At 42.6% G+C, this 17,908-nt stretch carries 14 protein-coding genes; 3 read left to right on the plus strand and 11 right to left on the minus strand.

The features are described from left to right. Positions 1 to 72 precede the first annotated feature (72 nt). The 7 genes from JG770_RS02785 to JG770_RS02815 all read right to left on the minus strand — a co-directional run bounded on the left by JG770_RS02785 (position 73) and on the right by JG770_RS02815 (position 8,451). A complete protein-coding gene (locus JG770_RS02785) occupies positions 73 to 1,488 on the minus strand; it encodes an extracellular solute-binding protein (protein WP_291954898.1) in 1,416 nt (471 codons plus the stop codon). Between the two features lie 336 nt (positions 1,489 to 1,824). Then, on the minus strand, positions 1,825 to 4,239 hold the full coding sequence (locus JG770_RS02790) for a beta-galactosidase (protein WP_291954900.1): 2,415 nt from the start codon (positions 4,237 to 4,239) through the stop codon (positions 1,825 to 1,827). A gap of 25 nt (positions 4,240 to 4,264) precedes the next feature. Then, positions 4,265 to 5,545, minus strand: a complete 1,281-nt coding sequence (locus JG770_RS02795) for a hypothetical protein (protein ID WP_291954904.1) — start codon at positions 5,543 to 5,545, stop codon at positions 4,265 to 4,267. 117 nt (positions 5,546 to 5,662) lie between these two features. Next, positions 5,663 to 6,133 (minus strand): DUF3189 family protein, encoded by a 471-nt coding sequence (locus JG770_RS02800; protein WP_291954906.1) that lies wholly within the window; start codon positions 6,131 to 6,133, stop codon positions 5,663 to 5,665. 8 nt (positions 6,134 to 6,141) lie between these two features. Then, positions 6,142 to 6,555: a DUF3189 family protein gene (locus tag JG770_RS02805; protein WP_291954910.1), complete on the minus strand. Its 414-nt coding sequence runs from the start codon at positions 6,553 to 6,555 to the stop codon at positions 6,142 to 6,144. A gap of 2 nt (positions 6,556 to 6,557) precedes the next feature. Then, a complete protein-coding gene (gene spoIIP / locus JG770_RS02810; RefSeq protein WP_291954914.1) occupies positions 6,558 to 7,670 on the minus strand; it encodes a stage II sporulation protein P in 1,113 nt (370 codons plus the stop codon). Continuing rightward, a complete protein-coding gene (locus JG770_RS02815) occupies positions 7,657 to 8,451 on the minus strand; it encodes a DUF1614 domain-containing protein (RefSeq protein ID WP_291954917.1) in 795 nt (264 codons plus the stop codon). Before JG770_RS02815 ends, spoIIP begins: the two co-directional genes overlap by 14 nt. 236 nt (positions 8,452 to 8,687) lie before the next feature. Here JG770_RS02815 and JG770_RS02820 point away from each other — a divergent pair, with 236 nt between their 5' ends. Continuing rightward, positions 8,688 to 11,813 (plus strand): DEAD/DEAH box helicase, encoded by a 3,126-nt coding sequence (locus JG770_RS02820; RefSeq protein ID WP_291954918.1) that lies wholly within the window; start codon positions 8,688 to 8,690, stop codon positions 11,811 to 11,813. Here the strand turns inward: JG770_RS02820 and ychF are convergent. Both ychF and JG770_RS02830 read right to left on the minus strand, forming a co-directional pair. Further along, positions 11,810 to 12,904 carry a redox-regulated ATPase YchF gene (ychF, locus tag JG770_RS02825; protein WP_363320892.1) on the minus strand — a complete coding sequence of 365 codons (1,095 nt, stop codon included), beginning with the start codon at positions 12,902 to 12,904 and terminating at the stop codon, positions 11,810 to 11,812. The genes JG770_RS02820 and ychF overlap by 4 nt on opposite strands. 73 nt (positions 12,905 to 12,977) lie before the next feature. Then, a complete protein-coding gene (locus JG770_RS02830) occupies positions 12,978 to 13,694 on the minus strand; it encodes a glycosidase (RefSeq protein ID WP_291954924.1) in 717 nt (238 codons plus the stop codon). A gap of 345 nt (positions 13,695 to 14,039) precedes the next feature. On the opposite strand from JG770_RS02830, the gene JG770_RS02835 reads away from it, so the two are divergent. Next, entirely contained in the window at positions 14,040 to 15,329 is a 1,290-nt protein-coding gene (locus JG770_RS02835; protein ID WP_291954927.1) for an aminotransferase class I/II-fold pyridoxal phosphate-dependent enzyme, read from the plus strand. A 15-nt stretch (positions 15,330 to 15,344) separates the two neighbouring features. Beyond that, a complete protein-coding gene (locus JG770_RS02840) occupies positions 15,345 to 15,863 on the plus strand; it encodes a nitroreductase family protein (protein WP_291954930.1) in 519 nt (172 codons plus the stop codon). 73 nt (positions 15,864 to 15,936) lie between these two features. Here the strand turns inward: JG770_RS02840 and groL are convergent, their stop codons facing one another. Together groL and groES are read right to left on the minus strand one after the other, a co-directional pair. Beyond that, positions 15,937 to 17,559, minus strand: a complete 1,623-nt coding sequence (gene groL / locus JG770_RS02845) for a chaperonin GroEL (protein ID WP_291954932.1) — start codon at positions 17,557 to 17,559, stop codon at positions 15,937 to 15,939. Between the two features lie 27 nt (positions 17,560 to 17,586). Beyond that, a complete protein-coding gene (gene groES / locus JG770_RS02850) occupies positions 17,587 to 17,871 on the minus strand; it encodes a co-chaperone GroES (protein WP_291954935.1) in 285 nt (94 codons plus the stop codon). Positions 17,872 to 17,908: the final 37 nt, after the last annotated feature.

Here is a 17,908-nt window from a genome sequence, read left to right on the forward strand (position 1 = left end):
CCCTCCTCTGCATCATTTCTCGGGACTACTTTTCCCTACAAGGAAAGAGTAGCCCCGACCTCCATTAAGTAATTATTTTAATGCTGAAGCTGCTTCTTGATATTTTTGATTGGCTAAATCATTTAGCTGTTGAGCATAATCCTCTATTTTAACTTTACCTTGTATCGCAGCGCTTATGACATCACCTATAGTCGCATTATCTTTGTCGGCAATTTCTATACCAGTAACAGCATTCCAACGAGAATCAACATAACCAGGGATTACCTTAAAGCCTTCTACTATACCTTTGCTTACATTATCATAAGCTTCCTTCACGCCGTCCATACTAACAATAGAAAAATACTTATCCACTAACTCAGGATCATCTTGTATTGGTAAACCAGTTAACGCTTGACCTGAAGCCTGAGCCAATTCAACACGTTTAAGATAACCCTCTTTAGAAAAAGACATCCATTTAGCAAATTCATATGCTTCTTTTGCATGAGCACTAGATTTGGCAATACCCAAAAAATCCAAAACTATTGGTATTCTACCCCCAGGTACACCAATAAAGCTAACCTTAAAATTCATATCATTGGTAAAACCAGGAACAGCCCATGTTCCATCCCATTTTATAGCCGTATGACCAAGTGTCCATGCATCGAAATCATCTTTACCAATCTTAGCCTTAACATCATCTTTGAGAGCGCCAAATACATAACCGTTGGTCCATAACGAGTTAGCAAAATTAATACCATCTATAAATTCTTTTGAATTGAGGTTATATTTATTACCGTCCCATGTATAGTAACCATAGTTTTCAGATACTGATGAAGGGTACCAATCTGGTATTGCATCCACAGACGATAAACCAACAATATTTTTGTTTATTTGGGTTAGCTTTTGTGCAGCATTTCTAAAATCTTCTAAGCTACAGCCATACTCCAACGGCGTAACATTTTCCTGATTAAATAGATCTACATTTATGAAATAGCCTAGAAACAACATTTGAAGTGGCACAGCAGCCGTTTTACCATTATATACTATACTATCACTTATCGTCTTGGGTATATTAGCCCACTTGCTATCACTTTCAGTAAACTCCGTAATATCATATAACCATTCGTTGGCTAAATATGACGGAACATTGTTTATCATAAATACATCTGGCAACGTACCAGCAGCAGCGGCTGATGCTAACGATTCATCCCATTTTGAGGGGTCTATCGAACTGTCTATCTCTATCTTTATATTCGGATTTTTATCCATAAAAGCTTTTATCATTTGGCGTTCTATATTGTTCTCTTCCTCAGTACCTAAATTCCAATTAGCATATTTGAGCGTTATGCTTTGGGAGACTGTGCCATCATTGTTAGTATCTTCATTTGTAACAGCTCCACCTTCCTCAGTACCCTGACCCATCTCAGTCTGCTCAGTCGTACATGCAACAACTGAAATGACCATAACAACTACCAGCAACAAGACTAATAACCTTTTAAATCGCATCATTTTAAACTCCTCCTTACAAAAAATTTATTATTTATAACAGCCGATTTCTTTAATTAAGGCTGTTATATACGTAATAATTATATTGTCCATAGAATCTACACTATCAAACATTCAGGGTTTATACGAAACGTTTCTATATATTCTCGCATTGGCATCATGCTAAAAATTTTTAACTAATAAGCAAGCTGTTCGAAACGTTTCGATGATCATGCCAAAACCCCCTTATTATTTATATTATATATCACCTCTCATCCTTAGTCAAGATGTATATTACTGTTTTATTATGATTTTATGATAATGTCATATTGAAATTTCTGTAGGCTTTGTATAAAAGTCCTATTGCTTTAAATATATTCTTAAACGCTTGCCATATATATTGAAATTAGAAGGCGTTACAAAGGCCATTTCATCGTTAAAATCTATTTTATAGCTGTCGTGTGGAATAATATAGCGATCGGTACGCAATGCTATAATAGCTTTATCATTGGTTAATCTAAAATCCATAAAACCTTCGCCAATACCTTCAATCTCAGCAGTAGAATATACCACCTCCGTATCTTTCACAATAACACCAATAGGCAATATTAAACCATCTTTTGATGCAATACTCACTTTAGAACCTCCAAACAGAGGTAAGCCATTCTCATATATACAAAATTCCTTATCAAATTCATCTAGGTTGATTATGTGCAAAAAACGCTCGTTGTCAGGAGTAATAGTAGTTGTCATAAAAATGCCACCATATGGGTAATCATGTGTCAATGCTGGTGCAATTCCCAATCTTTTTAATGCTGTTTTAAAGAAAGATATATCGCAAACATAATCGGTGGCTATGACAATAGCTTTACCACGCCCCACCGTTGCTTCAAAGCCACATATATCATCAGTACCATACACACGTAATATTGGTTTTACTGCTTTCGATTTGAATATTTGCGCAAATGATACCCTTACTTCCGGACGAGAGCGAGCCCATCCATCTGCATAAACCGACAAATAATAATGTCCATGAGCTGACCGTATTTCTTCTGAAATTATACCAAGTGCATCGGCAAGTCGTGTGCAGTTTTGCCCCTCCATATCAAATAATGGTACTTGACCATAAAGCAAAATGTTCCCTCCATTTCTCATATATTCAACTAATTTATATTGAACAGCAGCATCCATATAAAGAGCCGACGGTAACGCCAAAGCAGGTGTTGTCCGTGGATCTATAAACTTATTTTGTATATCAATGGCGCCAAATCGATAACCGCTAAGCAACATAGCACGAGCCATAACTTCCCATGCTTTACCCGCACGATGCGCCTCTAGATTCTCAACCATCTTCCGAGCTTTGGTACTAGACGGATAATGATATTCCGTCATATAATAATCTGGAATAAAAGCAAATGAAATCCTATCATGCTCTTCAATCATACTAGAAAATTTATATGACATGGCGGTCATCATCTTTACAATATTAGCTAAACGCGAATATGTATAATCAATTTGCCCCTCTGGACCAACAGGTGCAGCAAAACCATGGCGTTCACCTGTAAAGGCTATCCGACCATTACCATCATCGGGTTCCGGCTCTAAACGGTAATTTGTTCCTCCCGCAAAAAGATAATAATTAAGCATCCTATTGCCCTGAGCTATACATATGCGCGTTTTTAAATCAGCCGCCGCCGGACTATATCTTCCATTATATGTGCAATCATAATCACCATTGCCGCACTCAAATTCCATGGACGTGAGCGGTTGTTCTTCCCTGTTCATGGCATCCATAAACGCATTCATAAGATACAGATCCTGAAAGTTTTTCATGGTTAGTTCACCCAAATAGTGATCTGATGCAGCCAAATATCCAGCGCTTTGCGTATAGGTTTTATAAAGTTGGCTTATGCCTATGGGGAATGTTAAACCTCGTCCCCTGCCGGTACCATGAATGTTAATTATAAATGGTATATCTTTAACTCCAAATTCTTCAGCATAAGAACGCAATATAGCTATATAACGTGCAAAGCGATCTCTCATATAGTATCCCATATCATGCATAAGCTCTAAAACATATCGTTCAGAAGGCGAGCGAATAGATTTAATAAATAGATTTATGTCACCAATATCAAAAGGATAACGCTGCCTTATAATTGACCTATCGTAACGTCTTTCCAACCACGCTCTAAAATTTACGATGACATTATCGGTCAAATCCGGTGAATTGCTGACCCATGACAGCATCCCTACCTCATTATCTAACTGGACAGCTATTATATTCCCACCTTTTGTGTATAAACGCGGCGCTACTATGCTCATTACAGCAGAATACCATTTCTTTACCTCCCGTAAAAACGATGGTGCCATATAATCTACCGTTTTTGTGGGCACGGTTTTACCGTCCCATGATATCGGTAAGATTTCCGGATGCTTATCATATATCCAATAAGGCAACCCTTCGTTCTTCATTTCGGCCATAATGAACGGTCCCGGCCTTACGATAAAATAAAGCCCATTCGCCTTACATAGATCTATAAATCCTCCTAAATCCAGCTGCGTGTAAATGCGGCCTTCTAGATCTATGCGGCCTTCTAAGGTTTCATGACAAAGCCAAGGGACATAAGAAGCTACAGCATTGCATCCGGCTGCTTTAAGTTTATCTATACGATCTTGCCAATCATCTCTTTTAAGCCTAAAATAGTGTATTTCTCCAGACATAATCAACATAGGTTGACCATTTAATAAAATTTGCTTACGTTTAATCTCTACCATGAAGTACACCCCTTAAATTTAAGTTTTATAGGCGGCCATCATTGCGCTCGGTAAAGAAAGCCATACCGCGTTTTAACGCACATAAACCGTATAGCATGGAACTCCAATCGATAACTGTTACTTTTTGAGGATACCAACGATGAGGTAAATTCAAATATTGCCAAGAATAGCGGTGCAATCCATAACGATAAGCAGCGCGGAACTCGCACTGCTCCTTCTTATCACTAATATTTTTATAATCGTTATATGGAATATGAAGGCAATACAGCGCATATAGATCATAAATACCTGCTGGATAAACCGGTAGAAATCCAGCTACTATATATGCAGAAGCAATATTCTTAGGATTATCATTGATCGCATCCGCATGATAGCCCTCAAATAAACCATCGTTAGAACCAGCACCATATCCCCATACATAAGAAGGTACGTAATTTATCATTTCCCAACTTAAGCGATCGACTAAACATGCATTTTTATAAAAATGCCGATAAACTTCACTTGTGGAATAGTCATAAACAAGATAAAAAGGAAACTGGTGAACAAATGAAGAGAGAAACTCACCCTTATTATGTAATGCATTCTTAAGCACTGCAAATCCATGAAAGTCATTTCGTGGTAAGCACTCAATCTTTTCTTTTGCAAACGCATGCTCCCATAAATATTTTATATCATTATCATTAGGCTGTGCTAGCCTGGCAAGATATGCAACTAGTACATATTCGCTATAAGGTAATATAGGCTTTTCCCCTTTGCCTTTATCAATAACCATATTGATGGCACCTTTTTCTTTATCAGCAACAACCACGCGCCAATCAATAGATTTTAATAATTCCAATGCTAGATCAACAAGCTCAGGAACTCGTTCTCTAAAGTGTTTAGCCGTAAAAAGCGCACCGATAACTAATAAAGCTGTATCAATTGTCGAAACTTCAGAATGAAGATTAATACCTGTAATAGCATCTATAAAATGGTAGAAAAACCCTGTTTGTTTGTCTCTCTCAGGCTGACATTCCGCTGTGCGCCCTGTTACTGTATGTAACGTAAGCATTGCTTTATCTACAGCTTCATCGTCCCACCCCTCTATATCGGCAATGCATAAAGCAATGAGACCAACGCCGGTAGCTGCAATAGAGCATCGTCGATCTAGCTTATCAGCCAGTGTCATATAAGCATCTGAATATAAACCTGTATGAGGATTGCGTACAGCATCGATTAACGCATAAGCATCATAATATTGATGATCAAAAAACATTTTGATATCCTCAGGTAAATCAGAATAATAAGCCGTTATTTCATTTTTCAAACCAATATTCCTCCTATAAGCGAAGATATTGTGAAATCTTATTTATATAGTCGAAACGTTTCGACTGGTGTATTTTTATTATATATCAAATTATTTCTTTAGTCAATATATCCACAATCAGTTTGAACCAAATTTTTTCTCATATTCTTTTACCTTATCCACAAGCTCCACGAACCGGGTATATGTACGCATGATACCCATTATGCTGAGCGGTCGGCCCAGCTTTACCCATCTTAAGCGCCGCGATACATATCCGCCTATGGACGTCAACGGGTGAAGCGTTATCAGTGCATCGACCATTATTATGCGGTCAACGGCCATACCCGATATGTTAAGATAGCTGTATACAGCATTTATGGCCAAATCCTTATTGCCTTTTACACCGCATATGTATATATCATTATTGAATTCATCTGTCCCCATAAATACCCATCTGCCCAATTGATCCTCGTCCATTTCATCGTAAAACGGAACGGCGCGAAATTGCTCGTATGCCGGCAACCCTCTCCGCGGCAAATAGCCTAGATGTATGGCAGCGGCGGTAACGGAGGAATGAGAGCCGCCATAACATGTATAAATAAGTTTCATAAAAATCCTTATACTGAGATTTGATTCTTTATATGGCGTACTGCTTTAACAAGCGCGTTATATCGCTTTTTTAACAGCATATAATGAAATTGCGCGGGAAGGGATATACATGTATCAAAAGCGCTTACATTCACACAATATACCCCTTCGTTCATATGCAATATATCATCGACGGAAGCCAGTTCGTTCGTTATAACAGAAACATTATTCTTTGTACCTAATATATATACCTCATTATAGATTTCATCTATGCCCATATATATAAACAAACCAAAATATGATGCGTATTTTGCCCCGAAATACGGTACACTCAACATCCGCCTCTTATTCGGTATATATTCTCCGGGCAATATTCCGACATGCATAGCGGCGGCCACCGCGGCGGCATACGATGGGGAATAACTATGATATACTATCTTCATACCTACTTTTTATTGCGCCCAAGAAAGCTGGTCCAATTATTCTTTATTTTACTGAACATCTCTTTGCCGCCCGAGCTGACGAACAGGAATATGCCGCCCACGACAGCTATACCTACGATCCACCATATAATACCGCTCCCCGTACCTTCATCGCTTTTTTGAGCCGGTTCAGTCTTGGCGGTCTCGCCGGTCGACGGCGATTTCACATTGCCGCCGAATACCGCGGCCGATACTACGTTAGCAAAAATTTCTGCCGAATTTTGCGCCCTTTCTTTGGTATGATCATATGTGCCGAATTCCAAAAGCAGCGACCGCGGCGAAAGATCCTGATTGTAATCGCCTTTGCCGTAGTATATGTCCTTGATCATGCCGGGATAAACCTTATCGGCCAATGCCTTTATCTTGTAGGCCAACGCCTCGTTGGCATCCTTATTGGGATTGCCCCGCCCTATAACGATGCGGATCTTCGAGGCGTTCTCGCCGGCTATAGTTGCGACGTACTGTGTTTGTGGTACGGCATCCCGGTGTATGTCAAACGTAGCGGCCGGTTGGGTTTCGCGCATAAGCCGAAGCGCCGTACGCCGCGAACGCCTGTAGGCTCCCGCATCATGCGGCACATGTGACGTTTCATCCAAATCCACTTGAATACCGCGTTTTTCCAATCCGGCCTTAAAAGCCTCGGCCACATCATATATGCCGCCTTTTTCCGGCTTGCTCGAAGTCCCGTCACTTGGTATATAGGACTCGTCGCTATGCGTGCAGTACATGGCTATTCTCTTATCCCCATCCTGTTGTGCCATAACAGCCTCCGCATCCTCTATCATGGATACATCCACATCCGGCAACGTCACATCTTCTATATATTCCGCCTTAGCACTATGATTTTGTTGATCTACCGATACTATGCGATATTTCTTGTTATCACCGCTCAGATATTCGTCATCTTTGGATACTTCCCATGCGATCATAAAAAGTTCTTTGCCATCTTGATCATATACCGTAAAGTATTTTTCCTCTTCGCCATACCAATCGTCCGCTTTTACAGGCATTCGTGCACTACCGATTACCAGCAGCAAACATATCAGAACCGATGCAAGCAACTTATTTATTTTCATCTTCATTTTCCTCCTGAACAGGCGTAATGATGACATTATCGTCGTCGGAATAGACCTCTACCACACTGCACGAACTATCAGGTCCTATATCCGGTGCGGATAATTCATCGCTGTTTTCCTGATCTTGTCCCAGCATACTGGTGAAGTGGCCTTTATCGTAGCCCATATCCTTTTTTGCCGTACCTCCCTGTAACTTCTCGCGGCTCTCACCGACCAATTCCGCTAACAAAACGGCCAATAAGCCCGATATGACCGTGGCATCAAACATACCGGCACCGCCTATGCTGACCGGCGCCGTAATACCCGAAGCCATATTAGTTAATGCCTGTGCTCCATCTGCTATAATCATTCCCATAATACCGGCTATAAAGGCCGAACGGCGCGAACGGCCGAAGAGATATGCTATAAGACCGGCCATTATACCGTAAATATACATAGGATCTATGGGCATAGTCTCCGGCTCGGAAGGAAATAAGCGCCCCACGAGAAATACGGCCGCACCTGCTATAAATGACGCTATTATAGCTCTATTGCGCTCGGTTGACGTTTCAGCTTTTACCAGTAGATATACTGCCAATATTACAGGTACTATACCACCACCTATGTTTATCGACATACCGAAGCCCAACGGTATGTCGGGCAAAAACGTGCCCACTATCATAGCCCCTACAAATAGCAAAGCCGCCGTATCGCTCAACCGCAGTTTATCCAATACCCTCTGCGTCACGCCGAACACTATTAAAATGGCTACCACTATCAACGCTACTAATCCAAAAGTCATAAAAAAATCACCTCTTTTCAATATTAAGCAATATTTATATTGCCCTCAAAGGTGATTTTTTATCAAAAGCAAATTTCCTTGGTTGCATAATGCTTGACACGTGGCCTCAATAAATAGCCTAAAAATAAGAAAAGTAGATATCAGTCATGTAAATACAATTTTTTATGTTTAAATATTGGTGATTATAGTGTATAATGAAAAGTAATACTTATAATAGGAGTGAAAATACAAAAATCATGTTTACAAGACAGGCTTTAAAAGATGCTTCTACCTCAGTTTCTTATTCAAGAGGTATAGCATACTATAGAGGTAAAGCCGTTCATGATATAGAAGTGCATAAGATAAAGCCTTATGTCTACACTGTCAAGAGCATTGTGGAAGGCAGCGAACCTTATCATGTCACAATGAATATAGATATAAAGAACGATGCCATAACAAGCGCCGGATGCACTTGCCCTTATAACTACGGAGGGATATGCAAACATATAGTGGCCACCGGTTTGGCTTTTATGGATCATATGGCTAAAGCAGATGAAACAACCGCCGAACAGGATTCGAGCATAAGCTTCAATAAACTGATAAAGGATTTTAAACAATCATCTGATAATCCGCAACCTTCGGATACTCAATCATATGCTATAAAATTGCGCATAGTAAATAGCGCAAAAAGCCATTTATTGCTTTATATACCTAAAGAATTGGAGCAAATCGATTCGGCCTTACTGCCATGGCGCTATGCTACGCTGATCTCATACTTGGCTAAAGCCTATAGGTATTCCGATGGCAGTTTCGGTTTGAGCGGCACCATCCTCGATAAAGTATTGGATCTTCTATCATCCTTTGACAATGTATTTGCCTTTGATGGACAGACCGCTATAAAATTTTCCAATGATTATTTTAAGCCTATGCTGGACATAAAGCAGGCGCAAAATGAAAATATGACAATAACCGTGCGTTCCGATAATCCAGTATTTTTCGGCAGAAAGAGCGCCTATACCATACAGGATGATACTATAATGCGCCTATGGCCGCATATACCTCTGTCATTTTACAAAGCGTTGTATGAAAACAAAGGGTATATAAACATATCGCAGCGCGACGTCCCTTCGTTTGTCGAGGACATATTTCCTCGCTTGAAGCATCAACTGCCGGTCACCGCCCCCGCTTTACCGGAAATAGAACAACGTCCCATACAGCCCGAGGTGCATATATATTTGCGCCGTGGGGATGCAGTGTCCAGCATAATATTAGAAGCCTTTCTGGAGTATGAAAGCTATGTATCGCAAAGGCTTTTGAATTATAGCTACTATAGTGCAAGTACGGCCCAGGAGCCATATAGAGTAAAAGAGGGAGAAAAAGTACTGGTGATACCCAGACAATATGAGCTTGAGATCACAGTAAACGAAAGGCTTATGCGCTATTTATGGTATGGCATCGATCCTGAACACGGTCACCTGGAATTCAGCGATCAAGAACGCATTTACCGTTTTATAAAAGATTTTGACAGTGCGATACTCCCGGAATGGAAGATACATTATGAGGATGGACTGCAAAATCTTAAATTGGAAAAGGCTAAAGTCGCTGTGGATTTCGACTTTTCCATGGATGACGATTATGATCTTATGGAATTCGATGTCGATTTCCATTGCAAAAACCTTAATATAACCCGCGACCAGTTGGAACAATATATAAAGGAAGACCAGCGTTTTATAGAAGTAAATGGGAAATTCGTCGAGATATCCAATAAAAATGAACTAAAAGAGCTTTTCGACACGCTTTCGCGTTTCACTGCTCAGGACGAACAGCGTTTTCGCAGTAAATTGTTCAATTTTCCGGAACTCGATAGGTTGATAGAAAAAAACAGGGCATGGAACGCAAAGGGCGATAACAAGTTTTTGCAATTTAAGGATGAGATTAAAAACGCAAAGCCCATAGAAGATATCCCTTTGTCTCAACCCTTTGACAATATCTTAAGACAATACCAAAAAGACGGTATAAGTTGGATGTATTTCTTAAAGAAATACGGCTTTGGCGGCATATTGGCCGATGATATGGGCCTTGGAAAGACGCTTCAGGCGTTGGTGCTCATATCTGCAAACCACAGCGACAGACCTTCGCTTGTGATATGCCCCAAAACCCTTGTATATAATTGGTATAATGAGGTTCAAAAATTTACGCCGCAATTAAAAACGCTGATAATAGAAGGTCAGAGCACAGAACGCATTCAGTTAATCAATGATATAAAGCATTATGACCTTATTATAACCTCATACCCTGTCATACAAAAGGATATCGAGTATCTTGCTGATAAAACGTTCGAATACTGCATTATCGACGAGGCGCAATATATAAAAAACCACAAGACCAAAACAGCCAAAAGCATAAAGGCTATACGCGCCAATCATCGCCTGGCACTTACCGGTACACCTATAGAAAACAATCTTATGGAACTATGGTCCATATTTGATTTCCTTATGCCGGGGTTTCTCGGCAGTGACAGCGAGTTCAAAGCGCGCTACGATACGCCCATAATGAAAAACAACGATATATCGGCGTTGAATTCGCTGTTAGCTCGTATACGCCCATTCGTATTGCGCCGGACCAAGAAGGAGATGCTAAAAGAACTGCCGCCAAAGATGGAGCAGGTAAGCTATGCACACCTCACACCCGATCAGTTGGCGCTGTATACTTCTGTGTTGGAACAAGTCAAAAGCAACGTCTTCGCTATTGTTGAGCAAAAGGGGTTTGAACATTCGCAGATAGAGATACTTGCGGCCCTAACGCGTTTAAGGCAGATATGCAACCATCCGGCCTTGTTGACAATAAATACACCGGCCATAACCAAAAAGCTGTCATCTGGTAAGCTCGATCAATTCGATGAGTTATTGGACGAAGCATTGGAAGGCGACCATAAAGTATTGGTATTCAGCCAATTCGTACAAATGCTGGGGATACTGTCCAATCATCTGGACAAAAAAGGCATACCATATTGCTATCTGGATGGCCAGACACGCAACCGTCAGGCCGTGATAGACCGTTTCAACAACGACGAAAATATAAAGGTATTCCTTATAAGCATAAAGGCCGGCGGTTTTGGTTTAAACCTTACGGCTGCCGATACGGTCATCATATTCGACCCATGGTGGAATCCCATGGTAGAAATGCAAGCCACGGATAGGGCTTACCGTATGGGACAGACTCATCCGGTCAACGTTTACCGCTTGATAACGCGGGGTACCATAGAAGAAAAAATACTGAAACTGCAGGAAAAGAAAAAGGCGCTTTTCGATAACGTCGTCGATGAAAATAACGATCTTATCAAAAAGCTGACCTGGGATGATATACGCGAGGTGTTCGCCTAGACGTTGAACCTGAACAATACCACATCGCCATCCTGCATTACATAATCCTTGCCCTCAGAGCGCATAAGCCCCTTTTCTCTGGCTGCTGCCAGCGAACCGCACGCCAGCATATCTTCGTACGAAACTATCTCGGCCCTTATAAATCCTCTTTCAAAATCCGAATGTATAACGCCTGCCGCCTGTGGAGCCTTGGTACCGCGCTTTATAGTCCACGCGCGCACCTCTTTAGGTCCCGCCGTAAGAAAGCTCATGAGCCCGAGTAATTCATAACCGGCCTTTATCAGTCGCTCTAATCCGGATTGCTCCAAACCCATCTCTTCCATGAAAAGTTTCTTTTCTTCATTATCTAACTGTACGATTTCCTCCTCAAGCTTGGCGCATAACGGTATAACCTCCGAGCCTTCATCCTTAGCATAATCCATAACTTTTTTCACGTAAGGGTTGGCCTCCGGCCGGATTATACTATCCTCATCTATATTAGCCACATATAATACCGGCTTATATGTCAATAGCTGGAGCTGGCGCACAAATTCCTGTTGGCCGCTGTCCAATTGGCACATCTTGGCCGGCTGGCCCTCATCCAGCACGTATTTTATACTCTCCAGAATATCCAGTTCCCACCGCGCTTGTTTATCGCCACCGCGCGCTGATTTCTGAGTCCGTTCCATACGCCTTTCCAGCACTTCTATATCGGCCAGTATCAGCTCTATATTTATAGTTTCTATATCGCGTATGGGGTCTACCGTGCCTTCGACATGCACAACGTCGGGGTCCTCAAAGCAGCGCACCACATGTACTATGGCATCCACTTCCCGTATATGGGATAGAAATTTATTGCCCAATCCTTCGCCTTTGCTGGCCCCTTTTACCAAGCCGGCTATATCGAAAAACTCCACTACCGCCGGCGTAACTTTTTCCGGATGAAATATTTCGGCCAGTTTATCCAAGCGTTCATCCGGCACCGGCACAACACCCATATTTGGCTCAATAGTACAAAAAGGATAGTTTGCGACTTCAGCTCCCGCTTTAGTTATGGCGTTAAAAAGCGTGCTCTTACCAACGTTTGGTAAGCCCACTATACCTAATTTCAACAGCAATACCTCCATTTTTATAAAATAAGCGACCTTAGATGCCTTATGCTCTAAGATCGCTTTGTTATAGACATCAAGCGAATTTAAGCTTTTGTTTACTTGTTTTGGTAACGCCTATTACAGTATCGGCGCCTCCATAATACAACCATATATCATCGCCTACTTCGGCCTGTCCACAGCTAAAAACCGGCGGACCCGCTATGCCTACTCTGGCGCTTTCCCATGTGCCCGGACGTATCTTTATGACCTCATGATGGTCTGTCCAATGTATAAGGTCGTCGGAGAAAGCCACCCATATATTCGGATACCTTCTATGAAACATCACATAACGGCCACCGATTTTTTCAGGAAATAACGCGGCATCTTTGTTGGGCTCGTCCATAACGACGCCCATACGCTCCCACTGTACCAGGTTTTTGGAATAAGCCATCATTATCCTGTAATCGCCTTCAAATCTGCCACCAAAACCGGTATATGTCATATAAAATATATCGTCTATCTTGACCACGCGAGGATCTTCTACACCTCTTTGTTCCTGCACATGTTCTCCTTCAAATATAGGCCTCTCCCCTCTGTAAAAGTTTATGCCATCGGAAGAAACGGCATAGCCTATACGTGAAATATATGTGCCATACTTGGCATGCGGCGGATTATCGGTAGTGCGGTAAAGCAAGTGGAACAGACCTTCATGGTATATAACAGCAGCGTTAAATACCGCGGATCTTTCCCATTCATACTCTTGCCTCGGCCTAAGTATGGGCTGGTCAGTAAGTCTTTCAAGCTTTATCATATATCTCTTCTCCCACCCGTTGCCCGGTCATTGCATCATAACCCGGGCAATATATTTGTTTCTAGATATGAATTTTACTCATACTCCGTGCATTTGTCAAGCATCAAATAAAAATAACTGCGAGTCGTACTATGGCAAACTCAGCGCCTGCAATGATATAAAGCCTACGCCCGCTCATGAAATATTGCTGGCGTACTTACAATTCGTTTCGCTTGAGCAAGCTAACGCCGGCAATTCGCGTCCATGCTAAAAATAACTTGCACTTTCCAAACAATTGTACTAAAATTACATTATAATTAATGAGCACAATTTTGTGCACAATGAATGAATAGAGGAGTTTGTGATATGGATTCAACAAAATATAGTTTAGCGGATTTTGCTTACATACCTGATCAGGATTTGATGCAGCGCGCTCATACCATAAGCGAATATTTAAGCGATGCTCGAGCAAAACACCACATGCAATACAGACGCGTTTCAGTCAGCGGATCGGGTCCTATTATGACGGTCATCGATCCTTATACAGGCGAATTGCGCGAAATGATATACATGGCCTCAAACGATTATCTCAACCTTACCAGGCATCCGAGGACCATACAGGCCGGTATGGAGGCCTTGCAAAAATACGGAACCGGCGCCGGTTCTGTCCCGCTTTTGGGCGGCACCTTTGATATACATGTGGCTTTAGAAAAAGAAGTAGCAGCTTTTAAGGGATGCGAGGACGCTATACTTTATACCTCCGGTTTCGGCTCTAATGCTGGAACGCTTCTGGCGCTGTTGCAAAAAGACGACATAGCCGTACTGGACCAATATGTGCATGCCAGCATCGTAGACGGCTGTAAGAACACCAACGTCCGTTACTTCCGTCACAACAACATGGAGCACCTTGAAAAGGTGCTGAGCACTGTCAAGGACAAATATCGCACTAAACTCATAATAGTGGACGGCGTTTATTCCATGGACGGCGATATAGCCCCGCTGCCCGATATAGTAAACCTGGCCAAGCAATACGGGGCATACGTGATGATAGATGAGGCCCATGCCACCGGAGTAATAGGCGACAACGGCCGCGGCACACCCGAATATTACCATATGGAAGGGCAAATAGATATAGTAGCCGGCACCTTCAGCAAGGCGCTTGGCTGCGTAGGCGGTTTCATAGCATCCAACAGTGAATTGGTGGATATGTTGCATTTTTATTCAAGAGCCTATATGTTCTCCACGGCTCCTACGCCGCAGGTGACCGGTTCGTTGCGCGAAGCCCTTAAGGTTATAGTAGATGAGCCCCAGTTGCGCGAAAAACTGTGGGACAATATAAGGTATTTTAGAAGGAACCTTCTGGATCTGGGCTTTAATATAGGCAACTCGCAAACCGCTATTTTCCCGATCATAATAGGCGATGATCTGAAAGTAAGGGAAATATCCAGAAGGCTTCACGAATACGGCGTCTATGTAAATCCGGTGGAGTACCCCGCCGTATCGCGCAATCTTTCGCGCGTGCGCATAAGCCTGACGGCTGCTCATACGAGGGAGCAGTTGGATACAGTATTAAATATATTGGAAAAATTAGGACGCGAATATGATATAATGCCATTTAAAGGTGCCAAAGAACAAGAAACCGAATCAGCATCATAATAGGAGATAGTATTTATGGACTTCTATGATGTTATAAGTAACAGGCGTGCCGTAAGGCGCTATAAGGAAGGCATTATAAACGATGAGGCCTTAAAGCGCATTATGGAAGCCACCAGGCGGGCCCCATCCTGGGCCAACCGCCAATGCTGGCGTTTTATCCTTATAAAGGATCGGGAAACCATGATGAAACTGGGCCAAATACGCAGTTATCGCCCGGACATAAGCTGCTATGAAAAAGCGGGCGCTATAGCAGTGCTATGCGCTGATCCATCGGCTTCGGGAGAAATGAACGGCAAACAATATTATATGCTGGATGCCGGCATAGCCATGGAGCACCTGATACTGGCAGCTACAGCCCAAGGGCTTGGTACATGCTGGATAGGGGCTATAGACGAACAACCTATAAAGCAGCTTCTTCATATACCGCATCAATACCGCGTTATAGCATTCACTCCTATAGGCTATGCTGACGAGCAGCCGCCATTGCGCAGCAGATTGCCGCTTGATGAAGTATTCCACATAAACAAATGGTAGATATGATTCCATAAAAGCGCATATTATGACAAAAGCCTGTGATGTTTAATCACAGGCTTTTGTGTATCATCTATTAATACATCATATCCGGATTGGGAGCCGCAGGCACCGGTGGCTGTTTCTCGGGTATATCAGTTACCAGACTTTCGGTGGTCAGTATCATAGCCGCTATACTGGCAGCATTCTGCAGAGCCGAGCGTGTAACCTTGGTGGGGTCAACTATGCCGGCCTTTATCATATCAACATATTCTTCAGTCAATACGTTAAAGCCTATGCCGACACCGCTGTTTTTCACTTTTTCCACTACAACCGAGCCTTCCAGACCGGCATTAGTGGCTATCTGACGTACCGGCTCCTCCAAAGCTCTCTTTACTATAGCTACACCGGTTCTTTCATCGCCGGAGGTTTCTTCTGTAAGTTTATCCAATGCAGGCAATACGTTGATGAGGGCCACCCCGCCGCCGGGAACAATGCCTTCTTCAACCGCTGCTCTGGTGGCGGACAACGCGTCTTCCATCCTCATCTTTTTCTCTTTCATCTCGACCTCGGTGGCGGCACCAACCTTTATTACAGCCACGCCACCGGCCAGTTTAGCCAGTCTCTCCTGCAACTTCTCTCTGTCAAAGTCAGACGTGGTTTCCTCTATCTGGGCCTTTATAGAAGCTACGCGGGCCTTTATCTCAGACGGATGACCGGCGCCATCGACTATAGTGGTGTTCTCTTTATCCACGCGCACTAAGCGGGCTCTGCCAAGTTGACTGAGTTTAACCTCTTTCAAATCAAATCCTAGCTCATCGGATATAACCTCACCGCCAGTCAAAATGGCTATATCGCGCAGCATTTCTTTCCTTCTGTCACCAAAACCGGGGGCTTTTACAGCAACGCAGGTAAATGTGCCTCTTAATTTATTGACCACCAATGTCGCCAAGGCCTCGCCCTCGACGTCATCTGCTATTATCAGCAGTCTTCTGCCCTGCTGTACTACCTGCTCCAATAACGGCAGCAGGTCCTGAACATTGCTCAGTTTCTTATCTGTAATAAGTATATATGGATCTTCCAATACAGCCTCCATTTTTTCTGTATCGGTTACCATATAGGGCGATATGTAGCCCCTGTCGAACTGCATGCCTTCTACTACTTCCAATTCGGTGAGCATGGACTTGGACTCTTCGACTGTTATAACGCCATCTCTGCCCACCTTATCCATAGCCTCGGCTACCATCTCGCCTATTGTCGCGTCATTAGCCGATATCGATGCCACCTGGGCTATGGCCTCTTTGCTCTCTACAGGTTTGCTTATCTTTTTGAGCTCTTCTACAGCTACATCTACAGCCCTTTCTATGCCGCGTTTCACCAACATCGGATTTGCACCGGCCGCCACATTGCGTAAACCTTCTCTTACTATGGCTTGCGCCAATAAAGTAGCGGTAGTAGTGCCATCGCCGGCCACATCATTGGTCTTGGTAGCTACTTCCTTAACCAGTTGAGCACCCATGTTCTCAAAGGGATCTTCTAATTCTATCTCTTTAGCTATGGTCACGCCATCGTTGGTTACCGTAGGCGCCCCGAATTTTTTGTCCAACACAACATTACGTCCCTTGGGACCTAATGTGATCTTAACCGTATCAGCCAGAGCATTGACGCCTTTTTCTAACGCCTTGCGGGCCTCTTCATCGTATATAATTTGCTTTGCCATTATGCTATACCTCCTCTGCTTTCATTATTATTCTATTACCGCTAATACATCGCTTTGTTTGATTATGATATATTCCTCGCCATCATACTTCACTTCGGTACCGGCATACTTGGAGTATATAACCTTGTCGCCAGGTTTTACCTCCATTTTAACCTCTTTGCCGTCGACTATCCCTCCGGGGCCGACCGCTATTACCTCAGCTATCTGAGGTTTCTCCTGTGCCGTACCGGGTAACACGATGCCACTCTTTGTGGTTTCTTCTTTTTCTACCTGTTTGATAACTATCCTATCACCCAATGGTTTTAAAGCCATTTTAAGTACCTCCTCTATCTAAATTTATTATGTAATA

The organism is Mahella sp. (assembly GCF_020054945.1).
Lineage (GTDB): Bacteria > Bacillota > Clostridia > Mahellales > Mahellaceae > Mahella.

Excerpts from the sequence above, each read along its gene's own strand:
- JG770_RS02785 (WP_291954898.1), bottom strand. The coding sequence starts at position 1,488 with ATGATGCGATTTAAAAGGTTATTAGTCTTGTTGCTGGTAGTTGTTATG.
- JG770_RS02790 (WP_291954900.1), bottom strand. The coding sequence starts at position 4,239 with ATGGTAGAGATTAAACGTAAGCAAATTTTATTAAATGGTCAACCTATG.
- JG770_RS02800 (WP_291954906.1), bottom strand. The coding sequence starts at position 6,133 with ATGAAACTTATTTATACATGTTATGGCGGCTCTCATTCCTCCGTTACC.
- JG770_RS02805 (WP_291954910.1), bottom strand. The coding sequence starts at position 6,555 with ATGAAGATAGTATATCATAGTTATTCCCCATCGTATGCCGCCGCGGTG.
- spoIIP (WP_291954914.1), bottom strand. The coding sequence starts at position 7,670 with ATGAAAATAAATAAGTTGCTTGCATCGGTTCTGATATGTTTGCTGCTG.
- JG770_RS02815 (WP_291954917.1), bottom strand. The coding sequence starts at position 8,451 with ATGACTTTTGGATTAGTAGCGTTGATAGTGGTAGCCATTTTAATAGTG.
- JG770_RS02820 (WP_291954918.1), top strand. The coding sequence starts at position 8,688 with ATGTTTACAAGACAGGCTTTAAAAGATGCTTCTACCTCAGTTTCTTAT.
- JG770_RS02830 (WP_291954924.1), bottom strand. The coding sequence starts at position 13,694 with ATGATAAAGCTTGAAAGACTTACTGACCAGCCCATACTTAGGCCGAGG.
- JG770_RS02835 (WP_291954927.1), top strand. The coding sequence starts at position 14,040 with ATGGATTCAACAAAATATAGTTTAGCGGATTTTGCTTACATACCTGAT.
- JG770_RS02840 (WP_291954930.1), top strand. The coding sequence starts at position 15,345 with ATGGACTTCTATGATGTTATAAGTAACAGGCGTGCCGTAAGGCGCTAT.
- groL (WP_291954932.1), bottom strand. The coding sequence starts at position 17,559 with ATGGCAAAGCAAATTATATACGATGAAGAGGCCCGCAAGGCGTTAGAA.
- groES (WP_291954935.1), bottom strand. The coding sequence starts at position 17,871 with ATGGCTTTAAAACCATTGGGTGATAGGATAGTTATCAAACAGGTAGAA.